Consider the following 16,848-nt stretch of genomic DNA (forward strand, 5'->3'; position numbering starts at 1 on the left):
GTCGCGGCGAGCGGACTCAGCCGCGGTATTGGCGTAGCAGTCGACTCGCGGTGGCGGCTCCGGCCCCGGCGGCGCCGAGTGCCAACGCGGTGCCGGCGCCGTACTTCGCCGCCTTGCGGGCGGTACGGAAGTCGTACATCTCCCAGCCTCGTACCTTGGCGACCTCTCGGAGGTCTGCGTCGGGGTTGATCGCCACCGCAGTGCCCACCAACGACAACATGGGGACGTCGTTGTGTGAATCCGAATACGCCGTGCAGCGCTTGAGGTTCAGGCCTTCTCGGATGGCGAGTGCGCGCACCGCGTGCGCCTTGCCGGGGCCGTGCAGGATGTCGCCGACGAGGCGGCCGGTGAACACGCCGTCGACGCTCTCGGCGACGGTGCCCAGCGCGCCGGTGAGTCCAAGGCGTTCGGCGATGGTCTGAGCCAGCTCGACCGGTGTCGCCGTGACCAGCCACACCTGCTGTCCGGCGTCGAGATGCCGCTGCGCCAAAGCCCTTGTGCCAGGCCAGATCTTGTCGGCGATGTACTCGTCGTAGATCTCCTCGCCGAGGGCGATCAGCTCGGAGGTCTCGCGACCGGCGATGAACGAGAGCGCTTTCTCGCGGCCTTCGGCGACGTCGTCGGCGTTCTCCTTGCCGGTGATCCGGAACTTCGCCTGTGTCCACGCGAAGTCGAGGATGTCGCCGTAGGAGAAGTACTTGTGGGCGGCCAGTCCGCGCGCGAAGTGGATGATCGACGCACCCTGCACGAGAGTGTTGTCGACGTCGAAGAACGCGGCGGCGGTGAGGTCGCGTGGCGCCTGTGTCGGCGGCTTCTCGGTCGGTGGGCGGGCGTGCAGGTTGTCGACGGCGACGCGGGCGCTCGCCTCGCCGGCGAGTGCCTGACGCAGTTCCTGGGCGGTCTGTCGGAACCGACCACTCGTCGCGCGGGCCCTTTCGGTGATCCACGCGGTGACGCGGGAGGCATCCTCGTCGTCGTCGAGGGTGTCGGCATCGGACTCGTCGAGATCGTCGTCGCAACCGTCCGGATCGACTGTGGCGGCGTGGCGCTCCCAGTCGTTGGCGTCGGAGGCCGCCGCGGTCTCGCCGGAACCGGTCTCACGGGATTCGGCCTCAGGGGAATCGACACCCTGGTCGACAGCGGAGTCCGAGCGGGCGGCCGTCTCGAGATCGCCCTCCCGGGCGGCCTCGTCGGTCGACCTGCCCGCATCCACGGGCTCGGACTGATCCGGTCCGCGCGGCGGTTCGCTCACCGGTCACCTCCCACGATTCTGCGACGTCCAAGCGCAACAGTAGACACCGAACAGGGTAGTCGAGGCGGCTGTGCCGTCCCGGCGTCGTGGATGCGACAGATGACACACTGATCGGGGTGAGGTGGCCCACGGCCACATGCTGCACCGACGACGGGAGGACCGAGATGTTGACACTGCTCACGCGGGCGGGCTGCTCGCTGTGTGCCACCGCGCGCACCGAGCTGACCCGTATCTGCGACGACTTCGGTGTCGGCTTCGACGAGGTCGACGTCGACGTCGTGGCCACCGACGGCGATCCGGCGCTGCGCGCCGAATACGGCGATCGATTGCCGGTCGTCCTGCTCGACGGTGACGAACACAGTTACTGGGAGGTTGACGAACCGCGTCTGCGTGCCGATCTCGCACGGCGGCGCTGACGACTCCCCGCACGATCCGGTCCGCACCGATCCGCCATCGCCGCGGGCCGGGTGTGCTCATCATTCGGTTCGCGAACAGCGGTGCGGCCGGCGCCGCCGCGGCCGACCATGGCGTGCCGATTCCGCCGAGGCCGAAGCGTCGGGTGGGTTCACGACCTCGTCTCGTGTCCGTCTGACCGGTCGTCGTTCGTCGAGGTGTCCGGTCTCGAAAGCCGATCGGCCATCGACACATGTCACTGTCGCTGCGGACTGATTCCGTGGCGAAACATACTGCGCGCCGGCCGATGCGTCAGGTCCCGTGATCGAGCCGCCCGGTCTCCATACCGCTCCGGATGCCGGGACGGCACGTCGCCGGAAGTCGGACGTCCGTAGCAAGTCGGACTTCGCTCAATGTTTCTCTGAACGGAACACTAGATCGAGGTTGGTTCCCGAGGCGTTTTACCGTAAGACGGCACTTTGAACGGTCATTCGATCCGTATTGGTGGTTCCGGTCACAGGAGTTTGTGGTACGGTCGCCGCAAAGAAGGCGCCCCGGCGTTTCTCCTAAAGGAACGGAGTTGATGTGGCTTCACCAGCACCGCTCGACGGCGTTCGGGTCCTCGACGTCTCGACGATCCTGGCCGGTCCGCTGGCCTGCCAGATCCTCGGTGACTTCGGTGCCGACGTCATCAAGATCGAGCACCCGAAGTACGGCGACAACATGCGCGGCCACGGCCGCAGCAAGGACGGCGTGCCGATCTGGTGGAAGGAGATCAGCCGCAACAAGCGCACTGTCGCGCTCGATCTCAAGGATCCGCGTGGCGGTGAGATCTTTCGCAAGCTCGCGAAGACCGCCGACGTCATCGTCGAGAACTTCCGTCCCGGCACCTTCGAGCGGTGGGGGCTTGGTCCCGATGTGCTGATCGAGGAGAATCCCGGCCTCGTGATGGTCCGTCTGACCGGCTTCGGTCAGACGGGTCCCTACGCCTCGCGCGCCGGGTTCGGCACGCTCGTCGAGGCGATGAGCGGCTTCGCGGCGGCCACCGGCCAGCCCGACGGCCCGCCGACCCTCCCGGCGTTCGGCCTCGCCGACAGCATCTGTGGCATCGCCGCATCGAGCGCGATCACGATGGCGCTGCGCCATCGCGACAAGACCGGTGAGGGTCAGGTCATCGACATGAGCCTGCTCGAGCCGATCATGGCGGCCGTCGGCCCCGGCCCGACCGTCTATCAGCAGCTCGGCGAGATCGGGCAGCGTCACGGCAACCGGTCCACCAACAATGCGCCGCGCAACATCTACCGCACCAGCGACGACGGCTGGGTCGCCGTCTCGACCAGCGCCCAGCGCATCGCGGAACGCGTGCTGGAGCTCGTGGGACATCCCGAGGTCATCGACGAGCCGTGGTTCGCCACCGGCGGCGGCCGCGCCGAGCACGTCGACATGCTCGACGACTACGTCGGCGGCTGGATCGCGCAGCGCACCCGCGACGAGGTCATCGCCGCGTTCACCGAGGCCGGCGCCGCGATCGGACCGGTCTACGACGCGAAGGACATCGTCGAAGACCCGCACATCCGCGAGACAGAGATGCTCGTCGAGGTCGATGACAAAGACCTCGGTCCGGTGCTGCAGCACAACGTGATGTGGCGCATGGGCAAGTCCCCGGGGGCGATCCGGTTCACCGGGCGCGACCTGGGTGAGAACACCGACGAAGTACTGACGGACGTCGGAGTGACCGCCGACGAGATCACCGAACTGAAGGAGAGTGGGGTCATCCGATGACCGATGCATTGCTCAATGCGGTCCAGCAGGGCACCGACGTCATAGACCTGGGCCGAGAACTGCGCGTCGGCATGCCGCAGTCGCCGAACCACCCCCAGTTCTGGCACACCCTGCCACGCCGCCACGGTGACATGACCCGCGCCGACGGCGGCAGCGCGGCCAACGACATGATCACCATGGGCACCCACGTCGGCACCCACATCGACGCGCTCGCCCACGTCTCGCACGACGGCAAGATGTACGGCGACGTCGACGCCATGCAAGCCGGTGTCGGCGGCAAGTACGTCGAACTCGGGGTACACACCATCGAGCCGATGATCCGCCGCGGCGTCCTCCTCGACGTCGCCGGGCTCAAGGGCGTGGAGTGTCTGGAGGGCGGCACCGAGATCACCGTCGCCGACCTGGAAGCCGCCGAAGCCGCCGCCGAGGTCAGCGTCGGCGAGGGTGACGTCGTCCTGATCCGCAGCGGCTGGGGCAGCAAGTTCCCCGACGGCGCTCCGTACGTCGGCGGCCCGACCGGTGTCCCCGGCGTCAGCGAGGCCGGTGCCCGCTGGCTCGCCGAGCGTCGGGTCCACGCGGCCGGTGCCGACACCATCGCCTTCGAGCGGCTTGCGCCGGGTGAGGGTCACGCCCTGCTGCCCGCACACCGCGTCCTGCTCGTCGAGAGTGGCATCTACATCATCGAGGCCATCGACCTGGAGAAGATCGCGGCCGCAGGCTGGGGCGAGTTCACCTTCGTCCTCGTCCCGATGCCGATCTTCGGCGCCACCGGTTCGCCGGTCCGTCCGCTGGCGGTGCGCAGCCGATGACCGAACTGACCCTCGCGCAGCAGCTCGCGAAGTTCGCGGTCGGCACGTCGTACGAGACGCTGCCCGCCGACGTGGTGGAGAGCGTCAAGATGCGGGTGCTCGACACGCTCGGCATCGCGACCGCCGCCTGCACCCTGGAGACCAGCCGCGCCGCCCGTGAATGGGCACGCCGCCAGGGCGTCGCACGGGACGGCTATGCCGCGTCGGGCATCGGCGTTCCCGAGCCGCTGCCCGCCGCACAGGCCGCCTTCGTCAACGGCGTGCTCGCGCATTCCCTCGACTACGACGACACCCACCTCCCGTCGGTCCTGCACCCGAGCGCCTCGGTCGTCCCGGCCGCGCTCGCCGCCGCCGAGCGGGCCGGCGCCGGCGGCCGTGCGGTGATCCGCGCGATCGCCGTGGGACTCGAGGTGTGCGTTCGGATCGGCATGGCCGGTTACGACCGTGAGGCCGGCAACTCGACCTTCTTCGAGCACGGCCAGCACGCCACGTCGATCTGCGGTGCGATGGGCGCCGCGGTCGCCGCCGCCCTGCTCGGCGGCGCCGACGAGAAGCGCATCGTCGACACGCTCGGCGTGACTGCGTCGATGGCCGCGGGCATCATCGAAGCCAACCGCACCGGCGGCACCGTCAAGCGCATCCACTGCGGGTGGGCCGCGCACGCCGCGATCAGTGCCGCCGAACTCGTCGGCCTCGGACTGACCGGTCCGCCGACCGTCCTCGAAGGCCGCTTCGGCTTTTTCGAGGCCTGGCTGCACGGCACGTTCGACGCCGCGGAGATCACCGACGGACTCGGCACGCAGTGGGCCGTGCCGGGTATCTTCTTCAAGCCGTACCCGGCAAACCACTTCACCCATGCCGCCGTCGACGCGGCCGCGGAGCTGCGCGAGCAGGGCATCGGCGCCGACGATGTCGCCGAGCTGATCCTGGGCGTTCCCGAGCAGAACAAGCGCACCATCGGTGAGCCGATCGAGGTCAAGCGCACGCCGGAGACCGGTTACATGGCACAGTTCAGCGGACCGTATGCGGTGGCCATCGGTCTCCTCGGCGGCGGCGGCCTCGGCGCCGGCCTGGACGACTACACCGACGAGCTGGCCGTCGATCCGCGTCGCCGCGAGATCATGGCCAAGGTGGACGTCGTCGCCGACGCCCGCTGCACAGAGATCTTCCCGGAGCAGTTCCCCGCGGTCTTGACCGCGCGGCTGACCGACGGCCGGGAAGTCGTGACCGAAGTGCTCACGACACGGGGCGGGCCCGCACGGCCGCTGTCCTTCGAAGAATTGACCGCGAAGTTCCGGGACAACGCCCTGCGGGTGCTGTCGATCGACGAAGCGGACCAGTTGGCCGACACATGTCGCCGACTGGACGACTGCGCCGACCTGCGAGGCCTGCTGGCTCCGCTCACCGGTATCGACGCACCGACCCCGGCTCGCACTAGCGGGCCCCACCACGACTGATAGCCGACGTCAAGGAGCAAGAGAACAATGGCTGAATTCGATCTGGTCATCAAGGGCGCGCAGGTGGTGCGTCCCGGCAGCGAGGCACCCGAGCTGCTCGACGTCGCCGTCTCCGGCGGCAAGTTCGCCGCGGTGGAGGCGAACATCGACGCCGCCCGCGCCGCCGAGGTCGTCGATGGAACCGGGAAGCACCTGTTCCCGGGCGTCGTCGACGTCCACCAGCACTGGGGCATCTACAACACACTGTCCGAGGACGCGACCACCGAGTCGAAGGCGTCTGCACAGGGCGGTGTCACCAGCGGCATCACCTACATGCGCACCGGTGCGTACTACATGAACAAGACCGGTCCGTACAACGAGATCTTCCCGGAGGTCCTGGCGGCCACCGAGGGTCGCGCGTACACCGACTACGCGTTCCACATCGCTCCGATCATGAAGGAGCACATCGACGAGATCCCCGATCTCATCGGCAAGTTCGGCGTCCCGTCATTCAAGATCTTCATGTTCTACGGTGCGCACGGCCTGCACGGTCGTTCGGCCAACCAGGCGTCGTTCCTGATGCTGCCGGAGGACCAGAGCTACGACGTCGCGCACTTCGAGTTCGTCATGCGCGGCATCGAAAAGGCCCGTCGCGACCCGCGTTTCGCGAAGGACAAGGACAACATCTCGCTGTCGCTGCACTGCGAGACCGCCGAGATCATGCGCGCCTACACCAAGCTGGTGGAGGAAGAGGGCAAGCTCACCGGTCTGGAGGCCTACAGCGCCTCGCGTCCGCCGCACTCGGAGGGTCTGGCCATCACGATCGCCTCCTACCTGGCGCACGAGACCGAGCTGCCGAACATCAACCTGCTCCACCTCACGTCGCGTAAGGCGATCGAGGCGGCCATGATGATGCAGCAGACGTTCCCGCACATCAACTTCCGTCGCGAGGTGACCGTCGGCCACCTCCTCGCCGACTTCAACACCGCCGCCCCGGGCGGCAAGGTGAACCCGCCGCTGCGGTCGCGTGACGATGTCGAGGCGCTGTGGGATCACGTTCTGGCCGGCAACTTCTCGTGGGTCACCTCCGACCACGCATGCTGCAAGGACGAGGCCAAGTTCGGTGAGCCCCGCGAGGACGTCTTCCTGCAGAAGTCGGGCTTCGGCGGCGCCGAGTACCTGCTCCCGGGCATGATCAGCGAGGGCCGCAAGCGTGGCCTGAGCTACCCGCGCATCGCCGAGCTCGTCTGCAAGAACCCTGCCGACCGCTACGGCCTGGCCAACAAGGGCGACATCGTCGTCGGCTACGACGCGGACTTCTGCCTGCTCGACGACACCGTCGACTACACGGTGCGCGCCGCAGACTCGCTGTCGGTTCAGGAGTACACCCCGTTCGAGGGCTTCAACCTGACCGCCAAGGTCACCGACACCTTCCTGCGCGGCACCGGTGTGTTCCGCGACGAGAAGATCGTCGGCGAGCCGGTCGGCCAGTACGTCCGCCGCTCGGGCGCCGAGTCCTGATCCACACCTGGACGTGATCCACGTCTGACCCGAACAGGAAGGGCGCGACCGGAATCCGGTCGCGCCCTTCCCGTCGTGTGCACTTGTTCCGGACCGAGACGGGACGCCGAGGAGGTGACGGCGCCGAGCGTGTGTCACGCGCGCTGCAGGGTCTCCTGCGCGGCGCGGATGACCGCACCGTCGATGAGCCGACCGTGCGCGTCCACGGTCACTTTGCCGTCGGCGGCGGCGAAGCGGTCCAGGATGTCGCGGGCGGCGGCGATCTCGGTGTCGCTCGGTGCCAGCACCGCGTGGATCACCGGAATCTGGCCCGGGTGGATCGCCGTGCGCGACCGGAAACCGAGGTCGACGAGTTCACGCGTGCTGCGGGCGAATGCGTCGAGGTCCCGGAAGTCGGTGGAGGTCGGTGCCACCGGTGCCGGCAGGCCGGCCGCGGCCGCGTTCAGCACCACCTGTGCCCGGAGGCCCGTCACCGCGGAGGCGGTCGCGTCGCTGCGTGCCATGCGTAGATCGCCGAGCAGATCCACCTCGCCGACCGCGAAGGTGGTGAGCCGCGGATGCCGGGCCAGCGTCGGCAGATCGAGGATTGCGGCGGCGTCTTCGACGAGACCGATCAGCCGGAGCCGGTCGACGCCGCGTTCGGTCTCCAGCCGGTCCAGCAGTTCGCCGACGACGTCGAGGGCGGTCGCAGAGCATTTGGCCAGCAGGATGCCCGACAGACCCGGCCGCACGACGGCGTCGCAGTCGGCGTCGGCGGATGTCGGGTCGATGCGCACCCACGTCTGTGCGCCCTCGCCGCTCGATGCACGCTTGCTGAGGAAGTCGCGGACCGCGACGCGGGCCGTGGCCTTGTCGGGGAGGGGGACTGCATCCTCCAGATCGAGGACGATGGCGTCGGCGGGACCTGCCGCGGCCTTGTCGAACAGCGGCGGCTTGTTGGCGGGGACGTAGAGAAACGAGCGGGGGAGCACAACAGGTCCTTTCAACGAAGGGGAGGAGAGCGTCAGGAGCGGATGCGCTCGGTGATCGCCCGGGCCGCGTCGACGACGAGTGCGCCATGCGCCTGGTGCGAGTCGAAGTCGTACCGGAAGGCCGGGCCCGACGAACTGATCGAGCCCATCACGTTGCCCGCCGCGTCGAAGATCGGTGCGGCGATCGACGCCGCGCCGGTGCCGCGTTCGTCGAGCGAGATCGAGTAGCCGCGCTCGCGGATCTGGTCGAGTTCGTGCCGGTAGCCGTCCTCGACGAACTCCGGGTCGATCGCCTGGCGGTCGCGCACGGCGTCGTCGATGAACGACCCCGGGAGAAACGCCAGGATCGCGCGGCTGGACGCACCGGAATGCAACGGGAGCCGGACGCCGATCTCGACGACCATCTTGACCTCCTGCGGCGACTCGAACTGATCGAGGTAGACGCGCTCCTTGCCGGTCATCACCGACAGGGTGGTCGTCTCCTGTGTCTCGTCGCGGAGTCGGCGCAGGATCGGGGCCGCCAGCGAGCGGACGTCGATCTGGCTGAACGCGCGCGCCGACAGCGCCGCCGCCGCCGGACCGAGCATGTACTCAGAGGTGTCTGGCACTGTCTGCAGCAGCGAGCGGGCAACCAGGGAACGCAGGATGCGGTGCACCACGGCCTTGCTCAACGACAGGCTCCGCGCGATCGCCGAGACACCGAGCGGGGCGTCTGACCGGGCAAACAGCAACAGGACGTCGGCCACGCGGTCGGCGGCTTCGGTACCGCCCGGCGTGACGGTGCCGATCGGCGTTGTCTCTGACATCATGGGCCTCCCTCTTGCCGGTGACTGCCGACGGGTGGTGCCGACGGTGCTGCTGTGGTCGTTCGCTCGGCGTCGCTGCCGGCCTGCCGTTACCGCCATCGGCGAGTCCGTCCCGGGCTCGGTGCGACGTCGGCGCGCCGCAGCACCTCACCCAGGTCACGCGCGCTTCCGCCGTCGGTGAGCGCCGACACGGCGGCAATAGCCTCGTCGGCCCAGTCGGCGCCGCCGACTGACAGTAGCGTGACAGGCTTGGCCGCGATGGTCGGATCGTCGAGCGCGGACGGTCCGTCCCCCCGGGGCGCGCCGCGCGATGCGGCGCTGACCACCCGGCCGTCACGCAGGTGTACCGAGACCACGGCCGGCCGGCCGGCAGGGTAGCCGGGGTCGAGTGCGGCGTCGTGCTCGACGTAGACGCGGGCGGCGAGTGCGAGCAGCGACGGATCGGCGAGGGCGCGCGGACTGAACGCCTCCGACAGTCCGCCGAGCACAGTACCGGCGGCCACGGTCCACGGGATGCTGAATCGCGCATGGAGCTCGTTCTGCGGAGCCGGCTCGTCGAACGCGGCGGCGGCCGCATAGGTACGCACCCGGATCGAGACGATCTCGTCGGCGCAGATCTCGTCGGCGCAGAGCGGTTCGGCGACGACGAGGTCTTCCACGGCATCGTTCACCCCGTGCAACAACGCGCAGGTGGGATGACGCTTCAGATATCCGTCGAGGACCATCCAGTCGCCGGGATCCTCTGTCCGGAAATCGATGAGGCCCATCAGGCGCGTGACGAAGCCGTCGGGATCCCGGGCGGCGACGGCGGCGAAGTGCCGTTCGAGAGCGCCGGGCGAGGCCTGCAGACCCGCGGCTGCCGCCTGACCGTTGGTGACGGCCTGGGCCACCGAGGTCGGCAGCAGCAGGTTCTGCGCGGTGTGGCCGCCGAACACTGTCGCCGCGTCCGGGAGGAGGGCGAGGGCGGCGGCGACGTCGACCGCGCGGGCGAGCGCGGCGGGGTCGCCGTCCGTCAGTAGATGGGTGACACCGACCGTCGCACCGACACCGGCCCACGTACCGATGTCGTGCACACCGGGCGACGTGCCGTCCATCGCGACGCCGATCCGCACCCCGGTCTCATAGCCGGCGAGGACCGCCGCGAGTGCCGCCTGGCCGGAGGCGTCGACGCTCTCCGCGACGGCCAGGACCGCGGGCACCACATGCGAGGCCGGATGTCCGCGTGCCCGGCGGTGCCCGTCCTGCCACTGTTCACGGGCGATGGGCGCCGCGTTGAGATACGCGGCGAGCGCCGCGCAGGCGCCCGCTCGTCGACCGACCACCGACGCCGGACCGTCGCCGCCGGGACCGACGGCGACGCGCAACGCCGCAACGTCGGCGTGGGCGAGGCCGGACACGGCGGCGGCCAGGACGTCGAGGGTGACGGCGACCGCGCGGTCGGCGACGAGCGGTGCGATGTGCCCGGGCCGGACACGTGCTGCCAGTGTCCCGAGGGTCATCGCCGCATGCCGGAGATGGGGTTCGACGACACTGTTTCTGTCATCGGAACAGTTGTCTCCGAGCTCTGCCGAGCTCATACGCAGTCCCCGGTCCTCCGAACGTCGGAACGAAATAGGCGTAGCGCATCCTTTTCCACTGGTAGAGAGTAACCCAAGGCACACACTTGAGGTGAGTGGTGTCACATGTTAGGTTGAGATCCATTGCAAATTGTGTTCCGTGTAGCGGAACGCAATGGGGCGGGTTTGGATCGGAGTCCCGGGTAGGAATGGACACCACGTCAGGAGCGCACGGAATGACAAGAAGAAGGCTGGTGCCGGCACTCGCTGCCGTACTCGGCGCGGTCCTGATCGCGGGCTGCGCCAGTGGGGTGGCGGGCGACGACGAGATCGCGATCGGCACCCTGCACCCGCTCACCGGTGTCAACGCCGGCGACGGCGCGCAGCTGGAGAACGGCGCGAAGCTCGCCGTCGAGGCCGTCAACGCAGCAGGCGGCATCAAGTCGCTGGGCGGTAAGAAACTCGTGATCGCTCCGGGCGACACCAAAGGGTCGGCCAAGACCGGGCAGAGTGAGGCGCAACGCCTCGTCAGCAACGGCGTCGTCGCGATGATCGGCAGCTACCAGAGCGCGGTGTGCGCGAATGTCGCCGTTGTCGCCGAGCGCAACGAAGTGCCCTATCTGATGGACATCTGCGGAGACGACGCGATCCTCGAGAACGGGTACGAGTACACCTTCCGCATGCAGCCACCGAACAAGCGGTTCGGCGCGAGCACGGCTGACTACGTCAAGGAGGTCACCGAGCAGGCCGGCACCGAGGTCACCAAGGTTGCCTACCTGCGCGAGAACACCGCCTTCGGCATCGGCGTGGCGGAGTCGTTCAAGAGGCGGGCCGCCGAGCTCGGTCTGCCGATGGGCCCGGAGATCGCCTACGACGCGGCGAGCGTCTCCGATCTCACCACCCAGATCGCGCGGGTCAAGGCCAGCGGTGCCAACATCCTCGTCGTCTCCGGCTACTACCGGGACGGCGTCCTGGCGGCCAAGGCGGTCGCCACCGTGAAGCCGCAGCTCGACGCAGTGATCGGTGCGGCGAACGGCGCGTTCGACCAGCCACAGTTCCCGAAGGACGCCGGCGCCGCGGGCAACGGCTACTTCGACGTGAACTACCACATCAACGACAAGAGCAAGAAAGGTCAGGACTTCGTGAAATCGTATGCAGAGGAATTCCACGACACGCCTCGTACCGGAGCGGCCCTGGCCTACGACTCGGTGATGGTGATCGCCGCAGCGCTGGAGAAGTCCGGCTCCGACGACCCGAAGGCCGTCCGTGACGCAATGGGCAAGACTGACGTGACCCCGGTGGTCCTGTCCGACGGTCCAGTGCGGTTCGACGAGGCCGGTGAGAACCTGTCGACCCTCCCCATTCTCACCCAGGTCCTCGACGGTGCTCCGCACGTCGTCTACCCGACTCAGTTCGCGGTCAAGCCGATCGTCTTCCCGGCAGGACCGGGTCGATGAGCGCGCCGCCGACGCAAGCGAGTGCGGAGCTCGGCTCGGACGAGGCCACCCCGAACATCGCGGCACGGGCGATCGCCGGCGTCAAGTCGTCGGTCCCGCTGGCAGTGATGCTGGCGATCCTCGTCGCGCTGTTCGTCGGGGCGTTCCTGCGCTCGGGCAGTCTGGCCATCACCTGGCAGGCGGTGCTCACCGGCATCGTCACCGGCGGCGTCTACAGCTTGCTGGCCATGGGCCTGACATTGATCTTCGGGGTCCTGGACATCGTCAACTTCGCCCACGGCGCGTTCTTGACGGTCGGACTGTTCGTCACCTACCAGTTCGTCGAGTGGACGGGATTGAACCCGTACATCGCGTTGCCGATCGCCATCGCGGCGCTGTTCATCATCGGCATGGGAGTGCAGGCTCTGCTCCTGCGCCGGGCCATGGGCTCGCTGGAGAGTCAGCTGCTGATCACCATCGGCCTGTCGTTGCTCATTGCGAACGTGCTGTTGATGATCTTCCGCGGCGATCCGCTGTCGGTGAACCTGTCGTCCGATCCGGGCGTGGACATCTTCGGTGCGGTGGTCACGCGCTCGCACATCATCGCGTTCGTCGGTGCGTTGGTCCTCGCCGGTCTGCTGTACCTGTTACTCAACCGCACCTCGTACGGTCGCGCGATCCGCGCCGTCGCCGCCAGCCCGCAGGGCGCAGGCCTGGTCGGTATCAACGTCCGCTCGGTCTACGCGGTCACGTTCGGTCTGGGTGCCGCGTGCGCCGGTGCGGCGGGCATGCTCATCGCGCCGTTCACCACCATCTCCCCGACCGCAGGCGAGCAGTTCAACATCCTGGCCTTCGTCGTGGTCGTCATGGGTGGGCTGGGCAACGTGATGGGCGCCCTCATCGGTGGTCTGATCGTGGGCCTCGTCGAGCAGCTCGGCGGTGTCGCGATCGTCGGTCAGAGCCCCCTGCTCGGCGTCTTCATCCTGTTCCTGCTGATCCTGTTGATCCGTCCGCAGGGCCTGTTCGGAGGTTCGAGCCAATGACCACCGTGCTCACCCGCATGCTGCCCAAGTCGCCGGTCGGCGCGGACGGCTCGCGCAACTGGACCCGTCCGCTGGTGTTCCTGGCGATCGTCGTGGTCGTCTCGGCGTTCACCCCGCTCGTCCTTCCCGAGGCCCGTCAGGCCGTGGCCATCAACGTCCTCATCATCGCGATGATGGCGACCGGCTGGAACCTGATGAGCGGTTACGGCGGCATGTTCAGCTTCGGCCACGCAGCGTTCTTCGGTATCGGTGCGTACACCGATGCCTATCTGATCGTCCACTTCGGGATCTCACCGTGGATCTCGCTGTTCATCGGTGCGGCGTTGGCGGCGCTGGTCGCGATGGTCATCGGCTATGTCGCATTCCGCTACAACCTGCGCGCCGCGTACTTCGCCCTCGCGACATTCGCGTTCGCCGAGATGCTCCGCCTGCTGGCCACCAACACCGAATTCCTCAACGGCACCGCCGGACTGCACGTCCCGTTGCTCACGAACGACTCGTGGTGGATGCTGCAGTTCGACGCCAATGCGCCGCAATACTTCTACATCGGCCTGGCCCTGCTGGTCATCTGCGTGTTGGTCACGATGTGGTACCTGCGCTCGCGGCCGGGCATCTACACCGTCGCCATCCGCGACAACGAGGAGGCCGCCGACTCGCTGGGCGTCGACGTGATGCGCGTCAAGCTGACCACGATGGCGCTCTCGGCCGCGATCACCGCGGTCGCCGGGGTCTTCTACACGCAGTACTACATCTTCGTCGACCCGGACATCGCGTTCGGCAGCGTCCAGTCGGTGCAGGCCATCACCCCGGCCGTCATCGGCGGAATCGCGACCATCGCCGGCCCGATCGTCGGCGCCCTGATCATCGGTCCGCTCAACGAGCTGACCGCCGAATGGGGCCGCACCCCGCCGGCGTTCCTGGACTTCCTCGCCGGCCGCAGCGGACTGGACGTGGTCGTCTACTCGATCCTGCTCATCATCATCGTGCTGGTGCTGCCGAAGGGAATTGTCGGGACGATCAAGAACTGGTGGAGACAACGATGACCAACGTTCTCGAAGTACGGGACCTGAGCAAGTCGTTCAAAGGCGTCCACGCGCTCGCCGACGTCGAACTCGATGTCCCGGAGGGTTCGATCGTCGGTGTGATCGGCCCCAACGGTGCAGGCAAGACGACATTCTTCAACTGCATCACCGGCGCCCTCACCCCCGACACCGGTTCGGTGCGGATATTCGGTGAGGACCGGACGGGACTCGCGCCGCACCGCATCGCCCACGCCGGCGTCGGTCGCACCTTCCAATTGATGCGACCGTTCGGATCGATGACCGCGCGGGAGAACGTGATCACCGCGGCCCTGACCAACGGCGGCTCGCACAGTGCCGCGCGGAAGCGGGCCGACGAGGTCATCGAGGCGACCGGCATGGCCGAGTGGGCCGACATGGTGTCCGATTCGATGCACACCGCCGCGCTCAAGCGACTGGAGCTGGCCCGGGTGCTGGCCCGCTCGCCCAAGCTGCTGCTGCTCGACGAGGTGCTCGCCGGCCTCGTCCCCTCCGAGCGGACGCCGGTCGTCGAACTGCTCGCCGACCTGCGTGAACGGGAGGGCCTGAGCATGGTCTTCATCGAACACATCATGGCCGCCGTCATGCGCCTGTCCGACTCGGTCGTCGTCTTCGACCGCGGTCGCGTGATCGCGTCCGGTGATCCCGCGGCGGTCGTGGCCGACCCGACCGTCCAGGAAGCGTACTTGGGAACGGAGATCGCCGATGCTTGAGCTCGACAACATCACGGCCGGGTACGGCAAGCTGCAGATCCTGCACGACCTCAGCATTCACGTCGACGCGGGCGAGCTCGTGTCGGTGGTCGGCGCCAACGGTGCGGGCAAGAGCACCATGCTGCGCGCGATCAGCGGACTCATCGAGACCCGCACCGGGGAGATCCGGTATGAGGGCGAGAGGATCTCCGGGCTCAAGCCGCACCAGGTGGTGCGCCACCGGGTGATCCAGGTGTCCGAGGACCGTGACCTGTTCGGTCCGATGACAGTCGAGCAGAACCTGGTGCTCGGCGCGTGGTCCCGGGACAAGAGCGCCGTCGACGATGAGATGGGGAAGGTCTTCGACCTGTTCCCGATCCTCAAGGAACGGCGCAAGCAGGTGGCCCAGACCATGTCCGGCGGTCAGCAGCAGATGGTGGCCATCGGTCGCGCCCTGATGGCGCAGCCGAAGCTCCTCATGCTCGACGAACCGTCGACCGGTCTGTCGCCGAAGCTCACCTGGGACGTCCTGAACGCTGCCGCGGCGATCCGCGAGACCGGCATCGGCGTGCTGCTCGTCGAGCAGAACGCGGCACAGGCGCTCGCCATCTCCGACCGGGCGTACGTCCTGGAGAGCGGCAGCGTGGTGCTGGAGGGGCCGGGCAAGGAACTGGCCGGTGACGAGCGAGTGCGGAAGGCCTATCTCGGACTATGAGTGATCAGACGACGGCGGCTCTCGACGACGCGCAGCAGGCAGCCCTGTCCGCGGCGACGGCCCTGTCGACGTGGGCGGCCGATCTGAGGTGGGAGTCGACACCGGCGCCGGTACGCGACCGGCTGCGGTTGGTGCTGCTGGACACGCTCGGCGTCACGATGCTCGGCGCACGGCTGCCCGAACGTGCCGGTCTCGTCGACGCATGGGCGCCCGGGGCGGGCGACGCGCCGCTGATCGGCGCTGGGGTGACGACGTCGCCGGAGATCGCTGCATGGCTGAACGCGACGGCGCTGGTGAGCCTGGAGATGGACGAGGGCAACAAGTTCGCGGGCGGTCACCCCGCCGCGCACAGCTTCCCGGCGGTCCTCGCCCTCGCTGCGCAGCTCGACTCCGACGGCCCGTCGACGGCAGCAGCGCTGCTCGTCGCCTACGAGGTCGGGGCACGCTACGGCCGCGCGTCCACCGCGGTTCCCGGCTTGCATCCGCACGGCAACTGGGGCTTCGCCGGGGCGGCCGCAGGCTGCGCGAAGCTGATGGGCCTCGACGCCGTGGGCATCACCGCGGCCGTCGACGCGGCGAGCGGCATGCCGATCGCCGGACCGTTCTCCGCAGCGCTCGACGGCAATCCGGTCCGCAACGAGTGGATGGGCGCCTGCAACATGTCGGGTCTCGCCGCGGCCCGGCTGGCGAAGGCCGGGATGGCGAACCCGACCGGCATCGTCGCGCACAGCCTCGGCCGGCTGCTCGGCACGTTCGACCCGACAGTCCTGCTCGAGGAGCTGGGGAAGCGCTGGGACATCGGCCTCGGCTACTTCAAGCGGCATGCGTCCTGTGCATTCACCCACCCGACCGTCGACGCGACCCTCGTGCTGCGCGAGCAACTCGGCGAGGCGGGGGTCGACGAGATCACCGGCATCCGGGTCTCGACCTACTCGGCGGCGGCGAACCTGCAGCGCACCCGGTGGAACAACCGGCTCGCCGCGATGTTCTCCGTTCCCTACGTCGTGGCGACCGCGCTTCTGCACGGACGTGTGACACCCGACGGTTTCGACTCGTCGTCGGCCGCGGAGTTCCTGGCTCTGGCCGACCGCGTGGCGGTGGTCGCCGATCCGATGTTCGACGACCGGCTGCCCGATGCTCGCGGTGCCGCCGTCGAGATCACCCTCGCCGACGGCCGGGTGCTGCGGGAAGAGGCGGCCAACCCGATCGGTGACGCGGCCCGCGAACCGTTCGACCACGAGCGCACCGTCACGCTGCTGCGCGATCTGCTCGGTGACGGCGACACCCTGGCCCGCGTCCTGGACGCGGCGTCGTCGCTGCCCGACGCGCGCGGCGTTCGCGCGGTGCTGCACACCCTGACCAATCCCTGACCGGAGGA

At 68.4% G+C, this 16,848-nt stretch carries 15 protein-coding genes; 11 read left to right on the plus strand and 4 right to left on the minus strand.

Annotated features, from left to right (window positions below; genetic code table 11):
• Window positions 1-16: 16 nt before the first annotated feature.
• Complete coding sequence (locus AAFP35_RS15785) at window positions 17-1,252, minus strand: HAD family hydrolase (protein ID WP_419222581.1); 1,236 nt, start codon at window positions 1,250-1,252, stop codon at window positions 17-19.
• Between the two features lie 164 nt (window positions 1,253-1,416).
• Here AAFP35_RS15785 and AAFP35_RS15790 point away from each other — a divergent pair, with 164 nt between their 5' ends.
• The 5 genes from AAFP35_RS15790 to AAFP35_RS15810 all read left to right on the plus strand — a co-directional run bounded on the left by AAFP35_RS15790 (window position 1,417) and on the right by AAFP35_RS15810 (window position 7,193).
• Window positions 1,417-1,668, plus strand: coding sequence for a glutaredoxin family protein (locus tag AAFP35_RS15790; protein WP_419222582.1), 252 nt, complete (start codon window positions 1,417-1,419; stop codon window positions 1,666-1,668).
• Between the two features lie 562 nt (window positions 1,669-2,230).
• Window positions 2,231-3,427 carry a CaiB/BaiF CoA transferase family protein gene (locus AAFP35_RS15795; RefSeq protein WP_419222583.1) on the plus strand — a complete coding sequence of 399 codons (1,197 nt, stop codon included), beginning with the start codon at window positions 2,231-2,233 and terminating at the stop codon, window positions 3,425-3,427.
• Complete coding sequence (locus AAFP35_RS15800; protein WP_419222584.1) at window positions 3,424-4,236, plus strand: cyclase family protein; 813 nt, start codon at window positions 3,424-3,426, stop codon at window positions 4,234-4,236. Before AAFP35_RS15795 ends, AAFP35_RS15800 begins: the two co-directional genes overlap by 4 nt.
• Entirely contained in the window at window positions 4,233-5,693 is a 1,461-nt protein-coding gene (locus AAFP35_RS15805; RefSeq protein ID WP_419222585.1) for an MmgE/PrpD family protein, read from the plus strand. The genes AAFP35_RS15800 and AAFP35_RS15805 overlap by 4 nt, the downstream gene beginning before the upstream one ends.
• A gap of 27 nt (window positions 5,694-5,720) precedes the next feature.
• Window positions 5,721-7,193: a dihydroorotase gene (locus tag AAFP35_RS15810; RefSeq protein WP_419222586.1), complete on the plus strand. Its 1,473-nt coding sequence runs from the start codon at window positions 5,721-5,723 to the stop codon at window positions 7,191-7,193.
• Between the two features lie 134 nt (window positions 7,194-7,327).
• Here the strand turns inward: AAFP35_RS15810 and AAFP35_RS15815 are convergent, their stop codons facing one another.
• The 3 genes from AAFP35_RS15815 to AAFP35_RS15825 form a co-directional block, all read right to left on the minus strand.
• Window positions 7,328-8,164, minus strand: a complete 837-nt coding sequence (locus AAFP35_RS15815; protein ID WP_419222587.1) for an HpcH/HpaI aldolase/citrate lyase family protein — start codon at window positions 8,162-8,164, stop codon at window positions 7,328-7,330.
• 32 nt (window positions 8,165-8,196) lie between these two features.
• Window positions 8,197-8,970, minus strand: a complete 774-nt coding sequence (locus AAFP35_RS15820) for an IclR family transcriptional regulator (RefSeq protein WP_419222588.1) — start codon at window positions 8,968-8,970, stop codon at window positions 8,197-8,199.
• Between the two features lie 89 nt (window positions 8,971-9,059).
• Complete coding sequence (locus tag AAFP35_RS15825; RefSeq protein WP_419222589.1) at window positions 9,060-10,469, minus strand: MmgE/PrpD family protein; 1,410 nt, start codon at window positions 10,467-10,469, stop codon at window positions 9,060-9,062.
• Between the two features lie 293 nt (window positions 10,470-10,762).
• On the opposite strand from AAFP35_RS15825, the gene AAFP35_RS15830 reads away from it, so the two are divergent.
• Genes AAFP35_RS15830 through AAFP35_RS15855 form a run of 6 tightly spaced genes read left to right on the plus strand, consistent with a single transcriptional unit; the run spans window position 10,763 to window position 16,840 of the window.
• Window positions 10,763-11,983, plus strand: a complete 1,221-nt coding sequence (locus AAFP35_RS15830) for an ABC transporter substrate-binding protein (RefSeq protein ID WP_419222590.1) — start codon at window positions 10,763-10,765, stop codon at window positions 11,981-11,983.
• Window positions 11,980-13,005: a branched-chain amino acid ABC transporter permease gene (locus AAFP35_RS15835; RefSeq protein ID WP_419222591.1), complete on the plus strand. Its 1,026-nt coding sequence runs from the start codon at window positions 11,980-11,982 to the stop codon at window positions 13,003-13,005. Before AAFP35_RS15830 ends, AAFP35_RS15835 begins: the two co-directional genes overlap by 4 nt.
• Entirely contained in the window at window positions 13,002-14,048 is a 1,047-nt protein-coding gene (locus tag AAFP35_RS15840) for a branched-chain amino acid ABC transporter permease (RefSeq protein WP_419222592.1), read from the plus strand. The genes AAFP35_RS15835 and AAFP35_RS15840 overlap by 4 nt, the downstream gene beginning before the upstream one ends.
• Window positions 14,045-14,776 (plus strand): ABC transporter ATP-binding protein, encoded by a 732-nt coding sequence (locus AAFP35_RS15845; RefSeq protein WP_419222593.1) that lies wholly within the window; start codon window positions 14,045-14,047, stop codon window positions 14,774-14,776. The genes AAFP35_RS15840 and AAFP35_RS15845 overlap by 4 nt, the downstream gene beginning before the upstream one ends.
• Window positions 14,769-15,470 carry an ABC transporter ATP-binding protein gene (locus AAFP35_RS15850; protein ID WP_419222594.1) on the plus strand — a complete coding sequence of 234 codons (702 nt, stop codon included), beginning with the start codon at window positions 14,769-14,771 and terminating at the stop codon, window positions 15,468-15,470. The genes AAFP35_RS15845 and AAFP35_RS15850 overlap by 8 nt, the downstream gene beginning before the upstream one ends.
• On the plus strand, window positions 15,467-16,840 hold the full coding sequence (locus tag AAFP35_RS15855; RefSeq protein ID WP_419222595.1) for an MmgE/PrpD family protein: 1,374 nt from the start codon (window positions 15,467-15,469) through the stop codon (window positions 16,838-16,840). Before AAFP35_RS15850 ends, AAFP35_RS15855 begins: the two co-directional genes overlap by 4 nt.
• Window positions 16,841-16,848 lie beyond the last annotated feature (8 nt).

Origin of the sequence: Gordonia sp. CPCC 206044 (assembly GCF_048537895.1) — a bacterium.
Classification (GTDB): domain Bacteria; phylum Actinomycetota; class Actinomycetes; order Mycobacteriales; family Mycobacteriaceae; genus Gordonia.